Origin of the sequence: Niastella sp. (assembly GCF_045805085.1) — a bacterium.
GTDB lineage: Bacteria > Bacteroidota > Bacteroidia > Chitinophagales > Chitinophagaceae > Niastella.
Map to the genome: position 1 here is coordinate 1 of NZ_JBJMLX010000371.1, position 19,336 is coordinate 19,336.

The 19,336-nt window shown below is 43.2% G+C and carries 16 protein-coding genes and 1 tRNA gene; 5 read left to right on the forward strand and 12 right to left on the reverse strand.

Annotated elements, in window-relative coordinates; all coding sequences use genetic code 11:
* The 3 genes from ACJ751_RS19055 to ACJ751_RS19065 form a co-directional block, all read right to left on the reverse strand.
* Positions 1-2,628, reverse strand: a 2,628-nt coding sequence (locus tag ACJ751_RS19055) for a patatin-like phospholipase family protein (RefSeq protein WP_407747108.1), incomplete at its 3' end; no start/stop codon positions are given.
* Positions 2,629-2,687: 59 nt separating this feature from the next.
* A complete protein-coding gene (locus ACJ751_RS19060) occupies positions 2,688-4,163 on the reverse strand; it encodes an MBL fold metallo-hydrolase (RefSeq protein ID WP_407747109.1) in 1,476 nt (491 codons plus the stop codon).
* An 11-nt stretch (positions 4,164-4,174) separates the two neighbouring features.
* A complete protein-coding gene (locus tag ACJ751_RS19065; protein WP_407747110.1) occupies positions 4,175-6,181 on the reverse strand; it encodes a hypothetical protein in 2,007 nt (668 codons plus the stop codon).
* A 390-nt stretch (positions 6,182-6,571) separates the two neighbouring features.
* Between ACJ751_RS19065 and ACJ751_RS19070 the strand changes: the two genes are divergently transcribed.
* Positions 6,572-7,012 carry a hypothetical protein gene (locus ACJ751_RS19070; protein ID WP_407747111.1) on the forward strand — a complete coding sequence of 147 codons (441 nt, stop codon included), beginning with the start codon at positions 6,572-6,574 and terminating at the stop codon, positions 7,010-7,012.
* A gap of 159 nt (positions 7,013-7,171) precedes the next feature.
* On the opposite strand, the gene ACJ751_RS19075 is transcribed toward ACJ751_RS19070, so the two are convergent.
* A tRNA-Pro gene (locus ACJ751_RS19075) sits at positions 7,172-7,245 on the reverse strand.
* 149 nt (positions 7,246-7,394) lie between these two features.
* Here ACJ751_RS19075 and ACJ751_RS19080 point away from each other — a divergent pair.
* Positions 7,395-7,940, forward strand: a complete 546-nt coding sequence (locus ACJ751_RS19080; RefSeq protein WP_407747112.1) for a hypothetical protein — start codon at positions 7,395-7,397, stop codon at positions 7,938-7,940.
* Between the two features lie 132 nt (positions 7,941-8,072).
* Entirely contained in the window at positions 8,073-8,618 is a 546-nt protein-coding gene (locus ACJ751_RS19085) for a hypothetical protein (protein WP_407747113.1), read from the forward strand.
* Here ACJ751_RS19085 and ACJ751_RS19090 read toward each other — a convergent pair whose 3' ends face one another.
* The 4 genes from ACJ751_RS19090 to ACJ751_RS19105 all read right to left on the reverse strand — a co-directional run bounded on the left by ACJ751_RS19090 (position 8,619) and on the right by ACJ751_RS19105 (position 12,799).
* The gene (locus ACJ751_RS19090; protein ID WP_407747114.1) at positions 8,619-9,524 is read right to left on the reverse strand and encodes a helix-turn-helix domain-containing protein; all 906 of its coding nucleotides are present in this window, start codon (positions 9,522-9,524) and stop codon (positions 8,619-8,621) included.
* Between the two features lie 30 nt (positions 9,525-9,554).
* A complete protein-coding gene (locus tag ACJ751_RS19095; protein WP_407747115.1) occupies positions 9,555-10,370 on the reverse strand; it encodes an SDR family oxidoreductase in 816 nt (271 codons plus the stop codon).
* A gap of 92 nt (positions 10,371-10,462) precedes the next feature.
* Positions 10,463-10,984 carry an ABC transporter permease gene (locus ACJ751_RS19100; protein WP_407747116.1) on the reverse strand — a complete coding sequence of 174 codons (522 nt, stop codon included), beginning with the start codon at positions 10,982-10,984 and terminating at the stop codon, positions 10,463-10,465.
* A 54-nt stretch (positions 10,985-11,038) separates the two neighbouring features.
* A complete protein-coding gene (locus ACJ751_RS19105) occupies positions 11,039-12,799 on the reverse strand; it encodes an ABC transporter permease (RefSeq protein WP_407747117.1) in 1,761 nt (586 codons plus the stop codon).
* A 292-nt stretch (positions 12,800-13,091) separates the two neighbouring features.
* Here ACJ751_RS19105 and ACJ751_RS19110 point away from each other — a divergent pair, with 292 nt between their 5' ends.
* Positions 13,092-13,886 (forward strand): hypothetical protein, encoded by a 795-nt coding sequence (locus tag ACJ751_RS19110; protein WP_407747118.1) that lies wholly within the window; start codon positions 13,092-13,094, stop codon positions 13,884-13,886.
* A gap of 43 nt (positions 13,887-13,929) precedes the next feature.
* Here ACJ751_RS19110 and ACJ751_RS19115 read toward each other — a convergent pair whose 3' ends face one another.
* The 4 genes from ACJ751_RS19115 to ACJ751_RS19130 all read right to left on the reverse strand — a co-directional run bounded on the left by ACJ751_RS19115 (position 13,930) and on the right by ACJ751_RS19130 (position 17,803).
* A complete protein-coding gene (locus ACJ751_RS19115; RefSeq protein ID WP_407747119.1) occupies positions 13,930-14,724 on the reverse strand; it encodes an SDR family NAD(P)-dependent oxidoreductase in 795 nt (264 codons plus the stop codon).
* Between the two features lie 45 nt (positions 14,725-14,769).
* The gene (locus tag ACJ751_RS19120; RefSeq protein ID WP_407747120.1) at positions 14,770-15,120 is read right to left on the reverse strand and encodes a DUF5713 family protein; all 351 of its coding nucleotides are present in this window, start codon (positions 15,118-15,120) and stop codon (positions 14,770-14,772) included.
* 64 nt (positions 15,121-15,184) lie between these two features.
* Positions 15,185-16,453 carry a GH36-type glycosyl hydrolase domain-containing protein gene (locus tag ACJ751_RS19125; RefSeq protein ID WP_407747121.1) on the reverse strand — a complete coding sequence of 423 codons (1,269 nt, stop codon included), beginning with the start codon at positions 16,451-16,453 and terminating at the stop codon, positions 15,185-15,187.
* Between the two features lie 135 nt (positions 16,454-16,588).
* The gene (locus ACJ751_RS19130; RefSeq protein WP_407747122.1) at positions 16,589-17,803 is read right to left on the reverse strand and encodes a hypothetical protein; all 1,215 of its coding nucleotides are present in this window, start codon (positions 17,801-17,803) and stop codon (positions 16,589-16,591) included.
* Positions 17,804-17,932: 129 nt separating this feature from the next.
* Between ACJ751_RS19130 and ACJ751_RS19135 the strand changes: the two genes are divergently transcribed.
* Positions 17,933-19,333, forward strand: a complete 1,401-nt coding sequence (locus tag ACJ751_RS19135; protein WP_407747123.1) for a hypothetical protein — start codon at positions 17,933-17,935, stop codon at positions 19,331-19,333.
* Positions 19,334-19,336 lie beyond the last annotated feature (3 nt).

The following is a 19,336-nucleotide window of genomic DNA, read 5'->3' on the forward strand; positions in this document are numbered from 1 at the left end:
CAATCTTACCCAAAACCACACAATACCAATCAAGAAATACAGATAGTCCCATGGAAATCCGCGAAGTCGATTATTGCTGTCGGCATAGCATGACGCTTCGATGTGCCCTCCCGGACAGCGCAAGATGCCGCCGATGCCGAAATAGGGATGATCCTCCCCTTGCTTCGACATCGGATTTTCGGCGTAGAAGGCTACGACGCCGGCCGTATCCCGAACCACCATTCCATATCTTTGAACAGCGCGAGCCAGCATCCTGGCGTAGGGATCCATTTCGATTTCGTCCAGGTTGACGCCCTCTGGAATCCGGAACGTTGCTCCCTGAGGGATCGCATCGGGATCGTTTGTGGCGCCGTCGGTTCGTTGCGCCGGATGCACCCACACTGCTCGCCGCGTATTGGGCAGGGCTATGTGGAGCGAATGATTGATCGCGCCCCGGCGTTGTTCGGCGATCGTGATCAGGCCTGCGAGCAAGACGAGGCCGGTAGCGGCTGTGCCGAATTTATATCCCTCCGGAGTCGTCGGAAAATAACCGGGATTCCTCGCGAGATTGTCAATCCTCCCGCCCCAGGCGGCACGCCATTCGTCTACGGTCCGACCGGAGGAATCGGAAATTTTTCGGCCGCTTTTTTCCATTCCCCAGAATTCCCAGTAATGTCCGGTCGAGGGCTGATAGACGATTGCCTCCTTGTCGGTGCCGGCTGACGGCTGGAAGCTGTCGGGGAGTGGAACACTTTCCCATTGTTGTTGGATTGGCTCGAAGGTCCAGGTGGCATCATAGGCTCGTTCCGCCTTGACGCGCACGGTCGGCTGATTGCTGGAGGCGACATAAACAGGCGGCGAATATTGATCGATATTCACCGACGTCACCCCAGACGGCATCCTGATTTGGCGCTGCAGCTCTGCCACCATGGCGGCAGAGCGGCCGTCGCGCGGGGTGTCTGCAGAAAGCTGCTTGTGCACGTAGCTCGAAGCGGTGAATTCCCGATCGGGCGCCATGATCAACGACGGACGGTCCTTGCCAGCATCCAGCGGTCCGGCTGCCGGACCGCCATTGCTTACCTGTGTTCCGCCAAGATTTCCGTTTGCATGGTTGTAATAAATGTTCACATTATTGATGCTGTTCCACCATTTTGAATCCCGTTCATCCAGATTTTTCAAACGGCGCTGCTGATGAGCACTGCTGAATTCGTAAATAAGACAGGAAATAACCCTGTCTTTTATTAAAGGGCTTGTAAACAGGTGGTCATACTGACTGCGCCGAATTTGTTTTAAAAACAGATCGGTCACAAACAAAAGTGAGCTTTTCGCCCGTTCTTGTAGCATGGGCAGAAGCGAACCGAAAGGCAGCCTGAGAAAATAATTTATATACTTCAAAGCGACCTTAACCGTTCCGCCCGATTTCTTTTTCAACTTTCTTAATTGCCAGTAAAACAGAAAGTAAATAACGCTTAAGGTCAAAGACGGAATTAATAGCAGATAACTCAGCGTCAGTGCTCTTTTTGTGGCAATTCCGATGATGGTGGCAAGGCAAATTAAAATGGTAAACTTGAAGCAGTTAATTACTGCCTGCAGGGTGATCTTTGCAGAGATGCCTTTTCTTTTTGAGGTGGATGTTTTCAGCGGACTATTAAAATAGCTTGTAACATCACAGGAAAGTATCAGATCGAATTTATCTTCCAGGGAACGCTCATCATCATTTATCATAACGCTGTGTATTCCCATATTGTCCGCAATGCCTCCATCCATCAGTGCGAAAGGCTGGTTAGCGACCGTACATAATTTCAACGGGTTGTTGTGTTTATAGTCTATTGCATTCAACATTTCATTAACGTCGGTGCAGCCTTCATGTACAAAATCATTTGGAAACAGAATGGGCTCAAAACCACTGGGAAAGCAGGAAGAAGCGGCAACTATATCACTGAGCTTAATTTTTTTTGCGGCAATAAAGTCCTCAAACTTCAGATACCCGTTGCCTCTGGGCATAACTTTATTGGAATACCCGTTGACCTGAAAGTAGAAGTTCAGGCCGTTATTAAACTCAGTGGAATTGAAGCATATTTCATGAAGATGGGGCGCTTTACGGTCCGGTACGTCTTTGGAATTATTAAGGAGATCACCCAGTGTAGTCTTGCTAAATAACAATTCGTCATAGGTTTTTGCAAAGGCATTGATAAGATTCCTTTTTTTAAAGATCGTTGTCTTATGTCCCTCATCATCTGTTAACGTGCCTTGTTCAGTCCAGTGGCTGTCATCTTTTAATATATCAAAAGCGCATTGCAACATGGTCTCGCCATCCAGTTTATTTCGAAGCTCCTGGTAAAATGTGGGAAACGAAAAGTTTTTATCTGTATAAAGCCGGGTGGCATAAAATGCATTGGTAATGGAACCTCCGGAAGTAGAGGTGGTGAATTGTACATTTTGAAGGAGGTCCTGGTCCTTGTATTTGATTCGGTACAGGTATGATAGTGCCCCAAGCGAAAACGAGGCTGCTCTGAAGCCGCCTCCTGAAAACATCAGGGCAATATTCCGGAAGGGTTCTTTAGGCAATCGCAATGTTTCGGTGTCAACCAAAGCATCGGCGGCAATATCGTCGGTGACGGTTAAAGATGTGTGGCTATTGGCATTCATACAAAAGGTTTGCAGTGGGTAATGGTCGATGATTGTTGTTTTTTACAGTACTCAACCATTCAACCTTCTATCGTTAATTCAATAAAGTCATTCTCCACCTTGTATGCATTTTCAAATTTCTTTGTTTCCGCTCTGCTTAGTTTTTCGCGTTCGGTTATGGCAGCTTTTTCGCTTACCAATCCCTTGTCAATTCTGAAAAGGCGGCCCTTTGTTTTTCGGATCAGCTCTTTATATAATCCCTTGCCTGGCATAGTGCTTTTCCAACCGGGTTTTATATTCCCATAATCGAGCGGCAACATTGCCATCAGGTCTTCATGATTGATTAAATCAAGGCCGCTCTTTGAGGCTGTTCCATTATGACTGCAATGATGCCCCGCCTTATAGAAAACGGTGTTTTCCAGTAAATCCTTCGCTGTTATCTGTTTTTTCTCTCCATTCTTTTTTACAGTCCATTTTAAATTTGATGCATGCCAGCTTTTCCAGTTACCGGATTGAGCGTCGGCGGGAAATAATAAAACGCGTTCACTGTCTTCAAACTGAATTGCAAGCACCAGACTTGTATTGTTGATGTATTTTTCCAGTCTTATCGCCAGGCTGCCTGCATTATATAACCAATCCGTGTCAATCCTTCTCCAGGGGTTCTTTATAAGATAATTATCTTCGTAGGTTGTTCTTTCTGTGTCAGTCAGGTAATACTTGTCCGAGAACGGTGCGGCATCATCGTCAGCGGGACAGGAAGAAGTTAATGCAGTGATGAAGGATTGGTCCGTTGTATCAGTAAACTTTCTTTCATAATCCTCATCCTTAATTTCTTCCTTTTTTAAGAGCGCCTCATTCTCAGGCGGGCCCAACACGAAAAATCTTATGCCGGTTGTTCCTTTTAGCTTTGGAACCGCCATGCCGGGATAACAATAGTGTGGGCTTTGCCCTGTCTTGAGTGCAATATCTTTTAATACAAAATTCATTGCCTGTTTCATTTCATTGCTGCGGCCTTCTGCTGCCAACAAATTAAACTCCTTTGCCTGTGCGTACAATTCAAGTGAATCTTTCAGGCCGGTAAGAAACCGCTTTTGCGCCCGTAATGTAAACGTGCCTCTTCTTCCTTCCTCAACAGCCTCTTTGTAATTAGGATCATTCAACTTTGTTTCGATCTTTTGCACCGCTAACGCCAGACTTTGAACGTCTTTCCCGTATTTCTTTTTTAAGGTATCAGCAAGATCATTTGAGGGGTCTTCTGTCCAGGCTACCCACACATTATCAATTTCAAACTGTTGAAAGGCTTCTTTTGCTCTTTTAAATCCGATAATATGGTCCAAATGTTCATGGGTTACAACAAGCAGGTCCAAATGACCATCTACATAATCTTTAATTTTATTTACAAAAGATGAGAATCTTGCACCATCGCCCTGACAGGCGCCGCAATCTATCATCATATTAAATGTTTCCTGCTCCCCTGATAAAAACTTGAGCACAAAGCAATCTCCTGTGCCTATCCGGTACATTCTGACTATAATTTTATCAACTTTTGGTGTCATGTTTTACTGTTTTACCGGTGAAGAAAGGCAAATGGTTCGTTTGAGGATTTATCACTAAACTCGCTGAAATACCGGCCGTATACGTCATTATCTGAATCGCCAAAAAGAAAGTCATAGTGGCTTTGTACCCTTTCAGGATCGAGTAGATATCTGCCGCTCAACAGATCCCGCTTACTGAGTAACGGCTTACTGATGCAGTATTTCAACCTTAAGGAATCCAAATCAAAAATGAGCGTGCATCCTCCTTTAATTTCAAACATATTTGCAGGGCGTTCCTCATTGTCGGGTAAGGGAAAAGGATGAAAAAAAACCTTTTCATCCTGAAATACGCCAACATGGTCAGTAGTAAACCTGACGCCCGCCTTTTGTATAAGTGACAATACAATTTGATTAATTATGTTTCCTTCAGGTCCCACTCTGTTCGCAACCTTTAGAGAATGCACCTGATAGGTTGGGCCTTGTGAAAAGTCGGACGTACGTACTCCGACTGCTTTCCAGTCCAGAGAAAATTTAAGACCGGTCAATTTTTCAAACTCTCTTGAGCCATCAAATTTGGCATCCAGCCTTTCGTGAAGGCCTTGTATGTTCTCACCTTCATAAGGGGTACCGGAAATATAGGCTCCTGTAATTTCAAATATTTTCTTTCTGTCTTTTACATACGAAATTTTTTCTTTAAACCCTCTTAGAAATTCACCTAGTTTATTGAACTGCGAATTCAGCACTTCAATGTTTTCTGCTGTATAAACGAGACTTTCTACCGACAATGTTTTAATTCCTTTTGGATAGATGCCGCGTTTTCTGAAAGCTTCAACAAATGCAATGCGGTATCCCCATTCATCATCTTTAACCATATCAAAATCTGCAGTGATGATGCCCCTGAGGTAGTCGCCAAATGTAATATCAACCGGAGGGCAATAATCGAGCGCCCTGATACATATTCGCAATATATGACCCGCTGTTTTAGAGGCTTCGTTCGACAGTCTGTTTACAAGGTCAGGGTGTAGCTCACCATCCGGAAGAACGCCGCTGCCGCCGGTTGCAATTCTAAGCAGGTCTGCCACCCTTTTTTTATAAATATTCAGGAAAGTTTCAAATACTGCAGCAACGAGAATACTGCCTCTTTTATGCGATTCCATTTCCTGCTCATATTCCATGGGGTCCGGCTTTTTTATTTGCCAGTTTCCATTTGCATCTTTTTCGCCAATTGCATCACGTAGCGCTCCGTAATGACCAATAGCTTTGCCAAACTCCTGCGCCAGCTGCCCAAGAAGGCTTTGATCTTCCAGATTACCTTTGGTTTTTGCTATCTGGTGCTTAAGGACCGCAGAAAAGGTAAAATGCTGGAATAAAGCGACAATGTCGGCAAATGCTTCATGAAAAGCCAGAACGTCGGGATTGGTAGGACTGGTGTAACCACTATACATACCATCCAAAAGTGCATGTGCAGTTTCATGAGCAATAATATCGTGGCTAAGACAGCTGAACACTAACCCACCCGGCATATGTTGAGTAATATCATCCGGTGAAGCAGAAAAATAACCAAACAGAAGCGCTTTTTTTTGTGGACTATAATATGCGTTGGCTTCTCTTAATGCATGGGGGTAAATGCGTAGTCTTTGAATGTACTCACCTTTATAACGATTGGGCCCGCTTTCTTTAAAACGAGGTCTCCATAAAGCTTTTCGACCTAATGCCAGCTCGAAATTTTTTATGGTTGTCATTACAACGGCATAGCACATTTGCTGGTGAAATTGGGGATTGCTTTCACTGGGGTCCAAACCATCGGAAGCTAAAATATATGGATCATTCAGGTTAACTGGTTTATATATGGCATTGGATGCAGGATCGAAGTCCAGTACTTCAATGTATTCGCCGATAATACCCTGTTCGTTTGGATCAAAGTCCTCCCAATCGATTTTGTAGGTGATGTCGTTAATAACAACAGTGTCAAGTTGCATGGAGAGGGATGGGTCGAAGGCATAGCCCCTCAACTTGCGGAATGGCGGTTTTTTAGTCATAACCTGTTACAAAAAAGTAAAAGAAAATAAATCTTCGCAGGATAAGAACCTATGAACAATCATTTAAAAATACAATAATTCTCTTTTACAAATCACCGTGTTTTAACCCATTTTGTTTAGTTAAGGTCAAACGACAACTTGTGGCTGTATGCATATTTGCAATGATAACGTTGGCAACATCAATATTTTTTACTCTTTAAGGGCGTACCTTAGTTGCGGGAAAATACTCAATGATGCTCCTAACCAAAATGCCATACCTGTTATTTATATTATTTTTCTTTCTTCAAAAAAATGTTCCTGCATTTTCACAAAACAAATCTTTGCCCCTGGATGCATGGGTAAAAAGTTTAGACGCAGATGATGATACAAAACAAATATTTCAATGAGATCGTGAATATATTGCAGCGTACAGACACTGCCATTGTTTTCCGCACTTTAAATGAGCTCCCAAAAAAGGTGTTTCGGCAGGACCTATTTCCAGGTGTGCATAAAACACCTGTGGGCAACTATATTATGGAAAATACGGGACAAGGCGGCCAAGGATTCCATAAAACAACTAATGAAGCCTGCTTTGCAACAGGCTTATGCAATATTGGCAACTACGATTCTGCATTTTATTATTTTGATGTTGCCATGCAAATGGCAAATGCGTTAAATTCTGAAGTTTGGAAAGGAATTATTTCGGGAAACAAAGGATATACCTATTTCTTACAAAAAAAATACGACATCGCTAAACCATTGTTTGAATTCGATTACCGCACCAGTAAACAGCATGACTCGTTTACCCCTACTCCGCCAGAATCCCATAGCAGCAGAAGTGAAAACTTATAAACCTGGTATTCCCCAAAGGAATAAGCTATTACCACAAAAATGCGGCATTTCTAACTGACGAAGTAAACGAAGTATTTCAGCCAATTGCGCGACTGAACAGCATTACAGAAGATGATAAAAACAAACAAGGCAGCATTTCTGCTGCCTTGTCCAATTTAGTCGGGCAGACAAGATTCGAACTTGCGACCCCTACGTCCCGAACGTAGTGCGCTACCGGGCTGCGCTACTGCCCGAAATTTGCTTTTTTCGGGTAACAAATATACTTAAAACCGATCTTTAACAAATTACGATTTTTTCAGCTCTTTTACTTCAGCACGATAATATACGCCCTTTGCCATTTTATAGTAAAAGATGTATTATTACGCTGCCAAAAACAATATATATGACAAAGGCTGAACTGGCAGCAATAACCGTTTGGGACGAAAATAAGTTGGGCAATCTGTCTCTCTTTATACCTCTATTTAATGATGCGATAAAAATTGTTCTGTTCCCTGACCTGGACCAGCCCGTTGAGGTGACTGATAAAATGGCCGCTATTGTTAATGATCTGCTCCAATTAAAGCAGGATCAGTTGGGTCGCGTAAAAGATCTACTCTGGGAAGAATGCCTGTTTGCTTTTCATGTGGCTGATTACGGGGTTGAACAGATGGAAGGGGAAAGTCATGTGGAAGCGCATCTTAGGGAATTTGAGATCAGTAATGCGGAGGATGCGTTTTCCAAAAGCACCATCAGGGAGATCCACGTCTCTGATGAGTTTAAAAACAGATATGCAGAAATTAAGGTAGAGACCGGCTCAAACAACTATATCAGCCTGATCGTAAAAAATGGCCAGATAATCGACTTTGGTGATGATGGTGTTCACTTAGGCTGGTTTGAAGAGGATGCATTGTACCTGCACAAAAAAAGACAGAAAATATTGGCTGAATAAGCTGGGTGCTAATATTCTTAATTGATAAAAGAAAACATATAATCAATCAAAAAACGTGAAAAAAACCTGTTTTTTGATCGCTAAATTGTAGTAATCTAGCCCACTAAAATTGTTTCTATTAAAAACAAAGATATGGGCTGGAAAGGTAATCTACGATCAGTTGTTGCATACGCAAATAAGTTGGAACGGGAAGAGCATCGTCGTGCAAGCCTGGCTACAAAGCAATATAAAGCGATGCTTAAACAGGAAGAGTTTGAAAACGGGAAAAAGGCAGTCCAGGAATACAATGATTATATTGAACTGATCTCTTCCACCCATAAGGATGCCAGTGAAACGCTGAACTGGCTGGATATAGCGAATGATCCGGAGCCCGTTCGCCCTGTTCTTAAAGATGACCACCTGCAAGCTGCCAAAAAGAGCCTGGCGGGTTACAAGCCTTCCTTTTTTGATCGGTTGTTTGGTTCATCAAAAACAAAGATCAAAAAACTCGAAGCACTGATTGCAGCGGCGCCCCACCAGGATAAAAAAGTGTATGAAAAAGAATGGAATCTGTATAATTCTGATCATAAAGCCTGGCAGGAGAATATAGCACTTGCAAAAGGTGTGCTGGCATCGGATGTTGAAACAGCTGGATTTAGTATTGTTCCTAATATTCAAACAGAAGAATTGGGTTTGTAATTAACTACTCCTGAACTCCACAGGCGTTTTTCCTGTTTTTTGCTTAAAGAGCTTATTAAAATATTGCGGGTATTCAAAACCCAATGAGTAGGCTATTTCGCCAACAGATTTATTCGTGCTTAATAGAATGTTCTTGGCTTCTTCTATTAAATAAAAATGAATATGGTCCTGGGTGTTTTTGCCGGTTTCTTTTTTCAGCAGGTCACTTAAGTAACTGGGGGATAAATGCACCTGCTCTGCCAAATATTTTACGGTAGGTAAACCGGTTTCTGTTATATCGCTTCTCCTGAAATATTCCTTCAGCAATTTTTCAATTTGAACCACCACCGCGTTATTAGAGCTTTTCCGGGTTATGAATTGCCTGCCATAAAACCGGGTGCAATAATTCAGCAGCAGTTCAATCGTGGAAACGATGATGGTTTGACTATGCACGTCTATGTTTTCCTGTACTTCAGACTGAATTTTTAGTACACAATCGTATAAGATCTGCTTTTCCTTTTCCGACAAATGAAGCGCTTCGGATATTTCGTATGAAAAAAAACTATAGTCTTTCATTTTGTCATTCAGGGAAGTGGTCCTGATCAGATCCGGATGGAAAAATAATCCCCAGCCCGACATGTTTGCTGAGGCTTCTGTATCTCTGTCCATTTCAATTACCTGGTTGGGGGCCAGGCAAATAAGGCTACCGTCCTGAAAATCGACAATTTTACGGCCGTACATTACCGAATTGCTGTGATAGTTTTTAAACATCACCGAGTAGAAATCGGCCGCTACGGTTATCTCCTCGCTTACATGTTCGCTTACCTGGCTAAAATCCACCACCGCCACGAGGGGGTGATGAATTTTAGTCAAATTAAAAAATTTGAGCAGGTCTGTGATCGTATGCAGGTGAACAAATACACTCATAATTATAAAAGTAAGTAACTTTTTTATCAGTTAAAGTCCGAATTGGGTCTTCATGCTACCAATAAAACCTGCATCGTTCTGTTGCTGGCGGTTCGCAATAATTGCTTTAGCGTCTTCTCCTGCGGTATACCTCAATTGATGGGTGCCATCAGTAGCGGCTTCGTAAATTACCTGTGCCACCACATTTCCTGGTGAAGCATTTTGATACATGGCTGGTATAGTTGACAACATTTTTGCCACCAGCGGTTGGTATTCGGTGATAGTTTCATCATTACTGAAATCCAGTGAGCGACCGCCAAAATCGGTGGCAATAGCGCCCGGTTCAACGATCTTTACCCGCCCTCCAAATTGTTCTACTTCGTAGCTCAAAGATTCGGATATTCCTTCAACAGCGAACTTGGTGCCATGATATAGAGCGCCTAACGGAAAGGTTATTTTGCCGCCGATGGATGAAATGTTAATGATAACACCGCTTTTGTTTTGTCTAAAATGGGGGAGGAGTGCCCTGGTAACATCTAATAAGCCGATCACATTGGTATTAAACTGGCGAACGATCTTTTCTTTGGAAAAAGATTCTAACGGACCATAGGCGCCATAACCGGCATTGTTCAGCAACACATCAATTTTACCGAATTTTTGGATGCCTTCATTCACTGCTTTGTCGATCGAATTGGCATTCAATACATCGAGTGCTGTTACCTGTACATTGGGTAAGGTTGTCAGTTCGGTCTCAATTTCAGGTTTCCGCATGGTAGCGATCACGTTCCAGCCTTTTGATTGAAACAGTTTCGCGGTTTCTTTTCCAATTCCACTGCTGGCGCCTGTAATAAAGATTGTCTTGTTCATTTTAGTAAGATTTAATTGATGATGTAAAGGTCTTACTAAAGGCCCCCAGGCGAATAATACTAATTCCCGGAAGTTGTATTCTTTTTACGGATTTACTCAGTTCTAAGGCTTTTAACGGGATTAGCCAATGCTGCCCTGATTGCCTGTACACTAATTGTACATGCGGCAATTAAAAGCGCCGCAAAGCCCGCCAGCGGGAATATCCACCAGGAGAGGGGGCTGCGATAGGCGAAATCCTGCAACCAATGATCCATAAAATACCAGCCAATGGGGGATGCGATTATAATAGCCAGCAACACCAGGGTGATAAACTCTTTTGCCAATAAACCCGTTACAGCAGTAACGCTGGCGCCCAACACTTTTCTGATGCCGATCTCCCGGGTTTTTAATTGAGCGGTATAGGTCATCAGGCCGAAAAGCCCCAGGCAGGAAATAAAGATCGCAATAAAGGCAAACACCTTGAACAGTAAACTTATCTGCTGGTCTGTAATGTACATTTTGTTGAAGGCATCATCCAGAAAACTATATTCAAACGGAGATCCGGGATTATAGGCTTTCCAGAGCTTCGTCACCGCTGCAATGGCTTCCGGTGTATGTCCCGGAGCTGCTTTCACGTATAATTGACCTATCCAGTCAGGTTTCCAGAATAGGACGCAAGGGCCTATTTTCTAGTGCATATCTTTAAAATGAAAATCCTGAACAACACCTGCAATGGCGCCATGGACGCCATACAAGGTAAATGACTTGCCTATCGGGTCTGTCACCCCCATTTCCCGGATAGCGGTTTCATTTAAAAGAAAATACCCGGAGTCGGCTGCGGTGCCGGTGAACCCTTTTCCTTCCTTTACCTGAATATGCATTACTGATAGAAAATCTCTTTCAACAGGCAGTGTGGCTATCAGCAAAATTTTATTGGGGTCTTTACCCGCCCAGTCATTCTTGGTGGTGTTAGAGGCAACCTGCAATGGATCCTGTCCGGCCGCTGTAATACCAGTTATCGATGGCTCGCGCAATAGTTCGTTTTTGACGGCTTCATACTTTCCCCGCATATTTTTAAGGTCGAAGCGAAACACATTTTCTTTGTCCATCCCCAGGTTCTTTGTCTGGATATACGTCAGTTGCCTCCCAATAACAATAGTACAAATGATAAATATAACCGAAAAACAAAACTGGCTTACCACCAGTCCCTTTCGCATGAAATGATTACCCCTGCCAATGGAGAATTTTCCTTTAATGGCTTGCAATGGCTTGAAGGAGGAAAGCAGGATGGCAGGGTAAATGGCAGACACGATCAACGTTACTGTCATTGTGATCGCCAATACTTTTAATATGGCCGCATCAAATAAATTAAATGAAAGGGCTTTACCGGTAATTGAATTATACAATGGGAACAGCAATTTTACCAGCAAGAGCGATAAACCCATTGCTAATAAGAACACAAGAAGGGTTTCGCTGATAAACTGGAAAAAGAGTTGCGACTTCGCAGCGCCGATGATCTTGCGCACGCCAATTTCCTTTGCCCGTTGCGCTGCTTTGGCAGTAGTAAGATTTATATAGTTGATGGATGCGATCAGAAGTATGACAATTGCTACCCAGGTAAAGATCCTTACCATGGTGATCAACCCTTCAGTGCCATCGGGATTGTACAGGTGTATTTCTGCCAATGGCTGCAGCCGGTAATGCAATGTTTTAGTAATGTTATCTGAAACGCTCGCTTTTTGAAGCTGGGTTAATTTGGCGGCCGCAGACGTTATTGACGTTCCGGGATGCAACTGTACATACATTTCCAAATCATAGTTGTTCCAGTCCTGGTCTAAGCCATCAATACTGTTCAGGGGAAGAAAATAATTAAAGTTCAACTGGGAATTTGGCAAGGTTTTCACCACCCCGGTAACTGTATAGCTTTGTTGTATGTCTTCTCGTGTTATCACTTTTCCCAAAGGGTTATCATTGCCAAAAAACTTTTTCGCAAAAGCTTCGGTCACTACCATAGAATGCTTGTCCTGGAAAGGCTTTTCCCGGTTCCCTTCAATAAAAGGAAGATCAAGGATCGTAAACAGGTCGGCATCGATGTAGGCAGCGCTTTTTTCAATAAAGTTTTTTCCGTTATAAGCGAACACCATCTGCTCCCAGCTCTTAAAAAAACGACCCGATTTGTCTATGCCCGGTACCTGTTTGGAAACATGGCCAAGTGCAGGAGGAGTAGTTGGGAAATATTTTTTATCTCCATTGGAAAGAAAGCCGGGAACCGCCCGGTATATGTTTTCTGAGTTTCTGATGTGTGTGTTATAACTTTTTTCATCCTGGCACCAAAGCAGGATGAGAATACCTGCCGTAATACCAATTGCCAATCCAGAAATGGAGATCGCCGAATAGAATTTATTGTTCCAGATACTTCGGAAAGCAACCTTCAGATGATTCTTAAGCATTTTATAGCTGGTTTGCAGAATAGCCCTAAACACTATGCCATTTTCTCAAGGAGTTAGCAGCCAGTGCCCTACAAATTATCTATCCTGAACAACCGTACAAAACCGGACTGATCTTGTACGATTTTGATACATTTGACAAAATAACGTACACATGACAACTATAAATAAATTGGGTCTGGCCCAAACATCCCTGCTTGGGTTATCAGTAGGCGATGCATTGGGAGAAACATATTTTGGACCCGAAGAAACTGAAATTTTCCCCATTTTTTAATAAAGCTAAGAACCTATAATGATGCGAATTCATAGATTGATCTATTTGTCTTTTGTAGTAATGATCTTGACTATTGAAAAGCCTTTTGCACAAACTGTAAATTTTTCCGCTCAGGAAGATAAGTTTGTAAAGCTTTACTCGAAACTGCAATCATTTGCTCGGGAAAATGAGGACAGCACGAATTTGTATGCTGAAAAGTTCGAGAATGAATTTACGAGCTTCATTAAAAATAATCCGGGTACGTTGAATTACCCTTTTAAAAAGCTTATTGACAGCATCTTTTGTTTTGTGAAAACTTCTGATGACGGGAATGTCAGGATCTACAGCTGGGATTCCTGGACTGGCGGTACCATGCACTTTTTTAAAGTAATGCACCAATGGAGAGCAAATGGTAAAGTATTTACAAAGGTTCTACAGTTTGAAGATGGTAGTCCCGCTTATTTTTGCTCTAAAATATTTACCATAAATATTAAGAAGAATTATTATTTAGCTGTAACGAACGGTATCTTTTCAACGAAGAATGCACAGCAGTCTATTACCTGCTATAGTATCGAAGGCAATAAATTAATGGATACAGTCAGGTTGTTCAAGACCAAAACAAAAAAGTTGAATACTATTAATGTGGCGTTTGACTTTTTTAGTGTTGTTGACAGGCCTGAGCGACCGCTGGAGCTAATTACCTATGACGACAAACTGAACATCATTTATATTCCTGTTGTTGACGACAAAGACCAGGTAACAAAGAAGAACATTCTCTATCAATTGAAAGGCCAGTACTTTGAGTTTATCGGCATTGAAACGGGAAAGCGAAAATGATTATAAGCAAGCAGGCAGCAAGTAATTTGCTGCCTGCTTTTATTTATAAAATAGATTTTATCAAACCGCCTTCTACCCGAAGCGCTGCGCCATTGGTAGCGGAAGACAGCGGACTGGCTACGTAAGCCACCATGTTTGCTACTTCTTCAGTTGTTGCAAACCGTTGTAACAGGGAGGTAGGCCTGAAGTCATGGAAGAATTTAGATTGCATTTCGTCAAAGCTTACTTTTTCCTGTGTAGCCAGATTATTTACAAAATCACCAACACCTCTCGATTTAGTGGGTCCGGGTAAAACGCTGTTCACCGTTACGTTGGTACCCTTTGTCAGCTCGGCGAGTCCGCGGGCAATAGCCAACTGGGCGGTTTTCGTCATGCCATAGTGGATCATTTCATCAGGGATGAAAACGGCTGATTCGCTGGAAATAAAAATGATGCGGCCCCAGTTCTGTTGTAACAATTTTGGAAATACATGCCGCGACAGCCGTACGCCGCTCATCACGTTCACCTCAAAAAGCTGGTACCAGTCTTCGTCGGGGATCTCGGCAAAAGGTTTGGGTTGGAATATGCCTACGTTGTTAACCAGGATGTCGATTGCCGGCAGCTGTTTTATCAGGGCATCCACTTCTTCTTTTTTCCCAAAATCAGCGGCTATACCGGAAACCCTGCCATTCGGAAAAGCCTGTTGAAGGGCTTTTACCACTTCTTCCACCTGGCTTTGTTTTCGTCCGTTAATGATAACGGTAGCATTTTCTTTTAATAGTGCTTCGGCAATGGCCAGTCCAATGCCGGCTGTAGAACCGCTTATAAAAGCTGTTTTGTTATGAAGTTGAAGATCCATTGAATGTATTTTTAAAAAATACCAACAGCTTTGAAGGGAAATTGTTTACCAATCTCTTGTTGCTATTAATTCTTCGACATCTGCCTCTTCAAAGCCATAAGAAGCGGCTATAAATTCAAAGTTTTGTGCTATACATTCCCGGGCGCCAGTTTCAATTTCGCTGTCGTTTTCATAAAAGGCGTCCTGCAGGTCATTGAATTTGTCGGTAGCCGAGTGGGTCAATACATACAAGGCATCCAGGTCCTGTGGGTGTGTTCTCTCAATTTCAAAGCACAGTTCCACTAAAATATCCTTGCACTGGTCAACGAGGTGGTTAGGGAAATAGTCATCGTCGTACATGTCTTCTAAAAAGGCATAAGCGCCAACAACCTCATTTTTTAGAGCTGATTGTTTCATTGTTTGTAGGGGATGAACAATTTAAGGGGGTATAACGGATCGACCTGGTTTTTATTTTTTCCTGCTACGACTTTTCTTTTAACTGTTTGATGGCGGTCCATAATACGCCGGCTTCACCCTTAAAACCGGAGGAGCCTTTGGGCTCATTGGCGGGTGTATACCATTCGTAAAACCCTTTATTTTTCAAAACGCGCTCCAGCATGGGCGTAATAGCTTCGCGGGCTTCGTTCTGTAGGTCATACCGGAGTAATTGCGTTACCATTCTGCCGCCAAACCAGGTCCAGTCGCCGCCGTTTTGGTAAGAATAGGGGCCCATGCCGGTATTTTTAAACGAGCCGGCCGGGTAAACCGGATATAACGTGAGTCCGATAGTGGCAGCATGCGCCTGTTTTACATTTTCCTGCATTTTACGGTAGGCATGTCCCACTTCGCTTTTGCTTAATAAACCTGCCTCGATGGCAACGGTGGTGCCGCCATGATAATACACGTCCGATTCGTTGAACGATGGGGGAAAGGGTGAGCTGCCCAGGTAAATATGTGGCCGGAATTTTTGATGGGCAGCATCCCACAGATGTTTGCGGATATTCTTTTTGAAATTATCCCTGGTTTTTGTCCAGTACCGGCGTTGTGAGGCGGTTAGATTGGCCATCCCGAGGTAATCGTTCAATGCGATCACAAACATGGCGTTATCGTAAATATCAATCGCCTGGTGCGTATCGGCATTCAGTTCAACGCCCCAGTCATGTTCTGGCTGTACATCACCCCAGTCGGCTGTGGTGGCGCCCCAGAGTAATCCGTAGGTGGCATTGTATCGATGGGTCATTAAAAATTGCAGGGCCTGTTCCAGGTGTTGCTGAATGGAAATGGCGTTAATGGTGTCTGTTAGAATAGACTGGTCACCGGTATTGCGAATGTATTTGGCAATCGCCTGCACCAACGAGGTTTCCTGGTCGGTTTCCACGGTGTTCTTATGACCGGCGTATTCCGGGGCCAGCGGCGTAAAATAATAGTTGTATGGAACGTTGGTGCTTTTTGGTTTGGGGATATAACCATCGAGGATGGCCCCATCTGCCTGTTGAAACTGAATAAAGGTGAGAAGGCTTTTTCGTATCCGCGCTTTGTCATTCACTTTGCAGGCCACATCCATAAAGGTGTTAAAGTCCCTGATCCAAACCTCGCCATATCCGTCGCCGGCATTAAAGCCTTTTTTAATCAATTGTTCGGCCATGGCTTGTACAGAATCGGCCATGGTAAGGATGTTTGTCTGTTGACTGTAAGCGGCGCTACCAATCAGCAGGCAAAAAGAAAGGGCAATTGTTTGGCAATTTATCATAAACTATTATGTATGCACATAATTACGATTTACGCTGATGAAATCCAAAAATTAGAATACGCCAATATATTAAGCATTAATAACCATTGCATTGAGGCTTTTGCATAGTATCACCATGTAGTTACATGATGATATTTATTGCAGCAGTTTTATCAGTTCCGTCCTGTTGTTTTTCATCGCCAGCGACAAAGGCGTCAGGCCTTCCCTGTTCGTAACCTGTAAAGAAATGCCGCTGTTGCGCAGCAATTGAATGGTGTTTTCAACCAAACCTCTGCTTAGCACGGCCTGGTGTAACAAGGTATTTCCCTGGTCATCTGTCAGGGCATGTAAGGCGGGTTTGAAATTTTTCAGGAATGGCGCCAACATTTCCTGCTCGTTTCTTTTTACCAAACCGAAGATAATTTCAGGCGTCGAGTCAACGATGTACCGCAGGAACCAGTGAGCGCGCAGGGAAAAGAAGGCTTTAAAATGCTTGCGGGTTTTATTGCTGCTGGTAAATGCATTTATGAGTTTGGTGGCAACGTCTTTTGTTACCTGCTGCTGCAGGGCATTTATATACTGTTTTGTCGCTTCTTCTTCATAAGGGAAGAGCAGGAATAACCAGTTTATTTGTATAGTGATCAGCCGGCTGAAAAAAGATATGTTTTGATAAGGATCCTCCTTGTAGAATGGTGAAAAACCATAAGAGATCATAGCGAGGATGAGCTTTTCCTGTATTTCAGCATCTGCGGTTGAATAATGTAAACAATTGAGGTAGATATTGAATGGATGAAAATAATTTGTTTCCGGCGTCCGGGGAAAGCTATCAATGATCCAGCTGAAGAGCGTATAACAGCAGGCGTATTGATGCGGGTTTTTAAGCGACTGACCAACACCAGCGGCCAGGTACAGGCAGATCCACTCCAGGCTAATAGCGCCCCCATTGCCTACATACGCTTTTTGCGTATTCAGGTTGGCGCCGGCAACGATCGTTAACCGAACGATCTCTTTTGTTTGCTCAAGGTTAATGCTGTCGGTTATGTCGGGTATTTGTTTTATCAGCATGGCCAGATTGAAGGAGCCTAATTCATAGTCGCCCAACAAACCGGCAGAAGCGCCCTGTTCAACAAGCAGGCGGAGTGTTTGCAGCACCTCCTGCAATTCAACAGGGTGCATACTTACAGCATAACTGCCCAGTCGTTCAAAGGCGGTTTTAAATTGTTCATCCAGTTCTGCGGCCCGTTCCTGCTTCAGTTCATTACGCGTCGTTAACCATTGGGCTTTTTCTTTTTCAATGGCCCTGCGGGCCGTTATCATTTCCTGCTTTGTTTGCCCGTATTTTTCTATAGGGAAAAGATTGGTTGCTGTCATAAATGCTTAAAATTACTCAATTGTTCTATTTCTCCTACTCATAGCAGTTTGATAGTAAATTTAAATTAGTCACGACACTTGCCGGGTAACAGGTTTTATTGTATTTAGCAGTTTTAAAAAACAGGCATCATGGACAAAGACGCATTGGATGAGCAATTACTGGAAATAACAAACGCCCGGGATGATGGCAGGTTGCATGATCTGGTTGAAAGCCTTTCTGCAGATGACCGGCAACGCTATAAAAGGGAACTGGCTGATGCCTATCTGGACATTTACGCTGTTTGGCATTATGACTATATGTGCGATAAGGTAACAACAACGGAAGGACCGGATTCTTTTTTAGCTTACCTGCTTGAGTTGTTGGCGGAAGCCGATAAACTGGACCCATCCCATATAAATCATCAACAAAGAGCTTACTGTTACGAATCGTGGGCTGACCTGAAAGAAAACCAGGAAGAAAAACTGACATACCTGGAAAAGGCAGAGCAGGAAATACTTCAGGCGTTAAAAATGGAACCCGATTCCAGTCTGCTGAACAATCATCTGGTTGGGATCTTACTGGATAAAATAAAGACAGGTAATCAATACAGGGATGAAGACTTTGCAATAGCCCTGGCGTACTTTGAACAGGGGTTATTAAACTACAGAGGTGGAAATCAACTGACCCTTATTTATAAATGCATTGATATAGTAAGAATGCCTTTCTCCCGAAACAAGTACTGGCATGGCGTTTTTTTAGAAAAACAACATACAGTATTGCATAGAAGGGCTGAAAAGGACCCGCTTATTTACCTGGATTGGGTGACCGAAATGAAAAGAATTATTGAAAATTATGACCCCGAAACGCCGCTCCAGCTGCAGGATGTAATTCAACAGGCGGTAGACTTATTAAAACGGTTAACAAATTTTGAATCGGAAAACCCCGAAAGGCTGAATGAACTGGGTCATGCTTTTGCAAAAACAGCCGGTGTGCTGGATAAAACAGGTAGTACAGCCGACGCATTGTACCATTACGAAATGGCCGTAAAATACTTCACCATGGCCCAGGATATTAACCCGGCTGCCTGGACGTATCCCGTATACGCCACCAATGCATTAATGGCCATGGCCGCCATTTATCATGCACGGCACGACAAAGCCACCGTATTAGCTTTGTTTGAAAGAGGGCAGGGCATCTTCCTGAAAATATATAAACCTGAAGAAGACTTTACTGCCAATATCTATTGGGGTGAGTTCCTGATAGCATATGCGCGATTGGTCTATGACTTTGGATCGCCGGGCATCTTACAGCAGGCCGAAGAGAAATTGCTGATAGCGCAGGAACTCGGGAGGAATGGTTATGATCACCCCTATATAGCGCGGGCAAAAGTTGCCCTGAAATTGGGGGATAGGGAGAAATGCCTGGCAATACTCAGGGAATGCAAAGCTGTATTTAGTCATGCTCATGCTACTTACAGCTTAAGCAAAGTAATCGAAGATGAAGATTTTGTTCAGTTGAAACAGGAAATAATAGCGATCCACAATTCTTAAAAT

What these genes read in the sequence shown, in the direction of transcription:
- ACJ751_RS19125 (WP_407747121.1), bottom strand. Translation starts at nt 16,453, where the DNA reads ATGATAAATTGCCAAACAATTGCCCTTTCTTTTTGCCTGCTGATTGGT.
- ACJ751_RS19115 (WP_407747119.1), bottom strand. Translation starts at nt 14,724, where the DNA reads ATGGATCTTCAACTTCATAACAAAACAGCTTTTATAAGCGGTTCTACA.
- ACJ751_RS19120 (WP_407747120.1), bottom strand. Translation starts at nt 15,120, where the DNA reads ATGAAACAATCAGCTCTAAAAAATGAGGTTGTTGGCGCTTATGCCTTT.
- ACJ751_RS19085 (WP_407747113.1), top strand. Translation starts at nt 8,073, where the DNA reads ATGGGCTGGAAAGGTAATCTACGATCAGTTGTTGCATACGCAAATAAG.
- ACJ751_RS19110 (WP_407747118.1), top strand. Translation starts at nt 13,092, where the DNA reads ATGCGAATTCATAGATTGATCTATTTGTCTTTTGTAGTAATGATCTTG.
- ACJ751_RS19090 (WP_407747114.1), bottom strand. Translation starts at nt 9,524, where the DNA reads ATGAGTGTATTTGTTCACCTGCATACGATCACAGACCTGCTCAAATTT.
- ACJ751_RS19105 (WP_407747117.1), bottom strand. Translation starts at nt 12,799, where the DNA reads ATGCTTAAGAATCATCTGAAGGTTGCTTTCCGAAGTATCTGGAACAAT.
- ACJ751_RS19095 (WP_407747115.1), bottom strand. Translation starts at nt 10,370, where the DNA reads ATGAACAAGACAATCTTTATTACAGGCGCCAGCAGTGGAATTGGAAAA.
- ACJ751_RS19130 (WP_407747122.1), bottom strand. Translation starts at nt 17,803, where the DNA reads ATGACAGCAACCAATCTTTTCCCTATAGAAAAATACGGGCAAACAAAG.
- ACJ751_RS19065 (WP_407747110.1), bottom strand. Translation starts at nt 6,181, where the DNA reads ATGACTAAAAAACCGCCATTCCGCAAGTTGAGGGGCTATGCCTTCGAC.
- ACJ751_RS19080 (WP_407747112.1), top strand. Translation starts at nt 7,395, where the DNA reads ATGACAAAGGCTGAACTGGCAGCAATAACCGTTTGGGACGAAAATAAG.
- ACJ751_RS19060 (WP_407747109.1), bottom strand. Translation starts at nt 4,163, where the DNA reads ATGACACCAAAAGTTGATAAAATTATAGTCAGAATGTACCGGATAGGC.
- ACJ751_RS19135 (WP_407747123.1), top strand. Translation starts at nt 17,933, where the DNA reads ATGGACAAAGACGCATTGGATGAGCAATTACTGGAAATAACAAACGCC.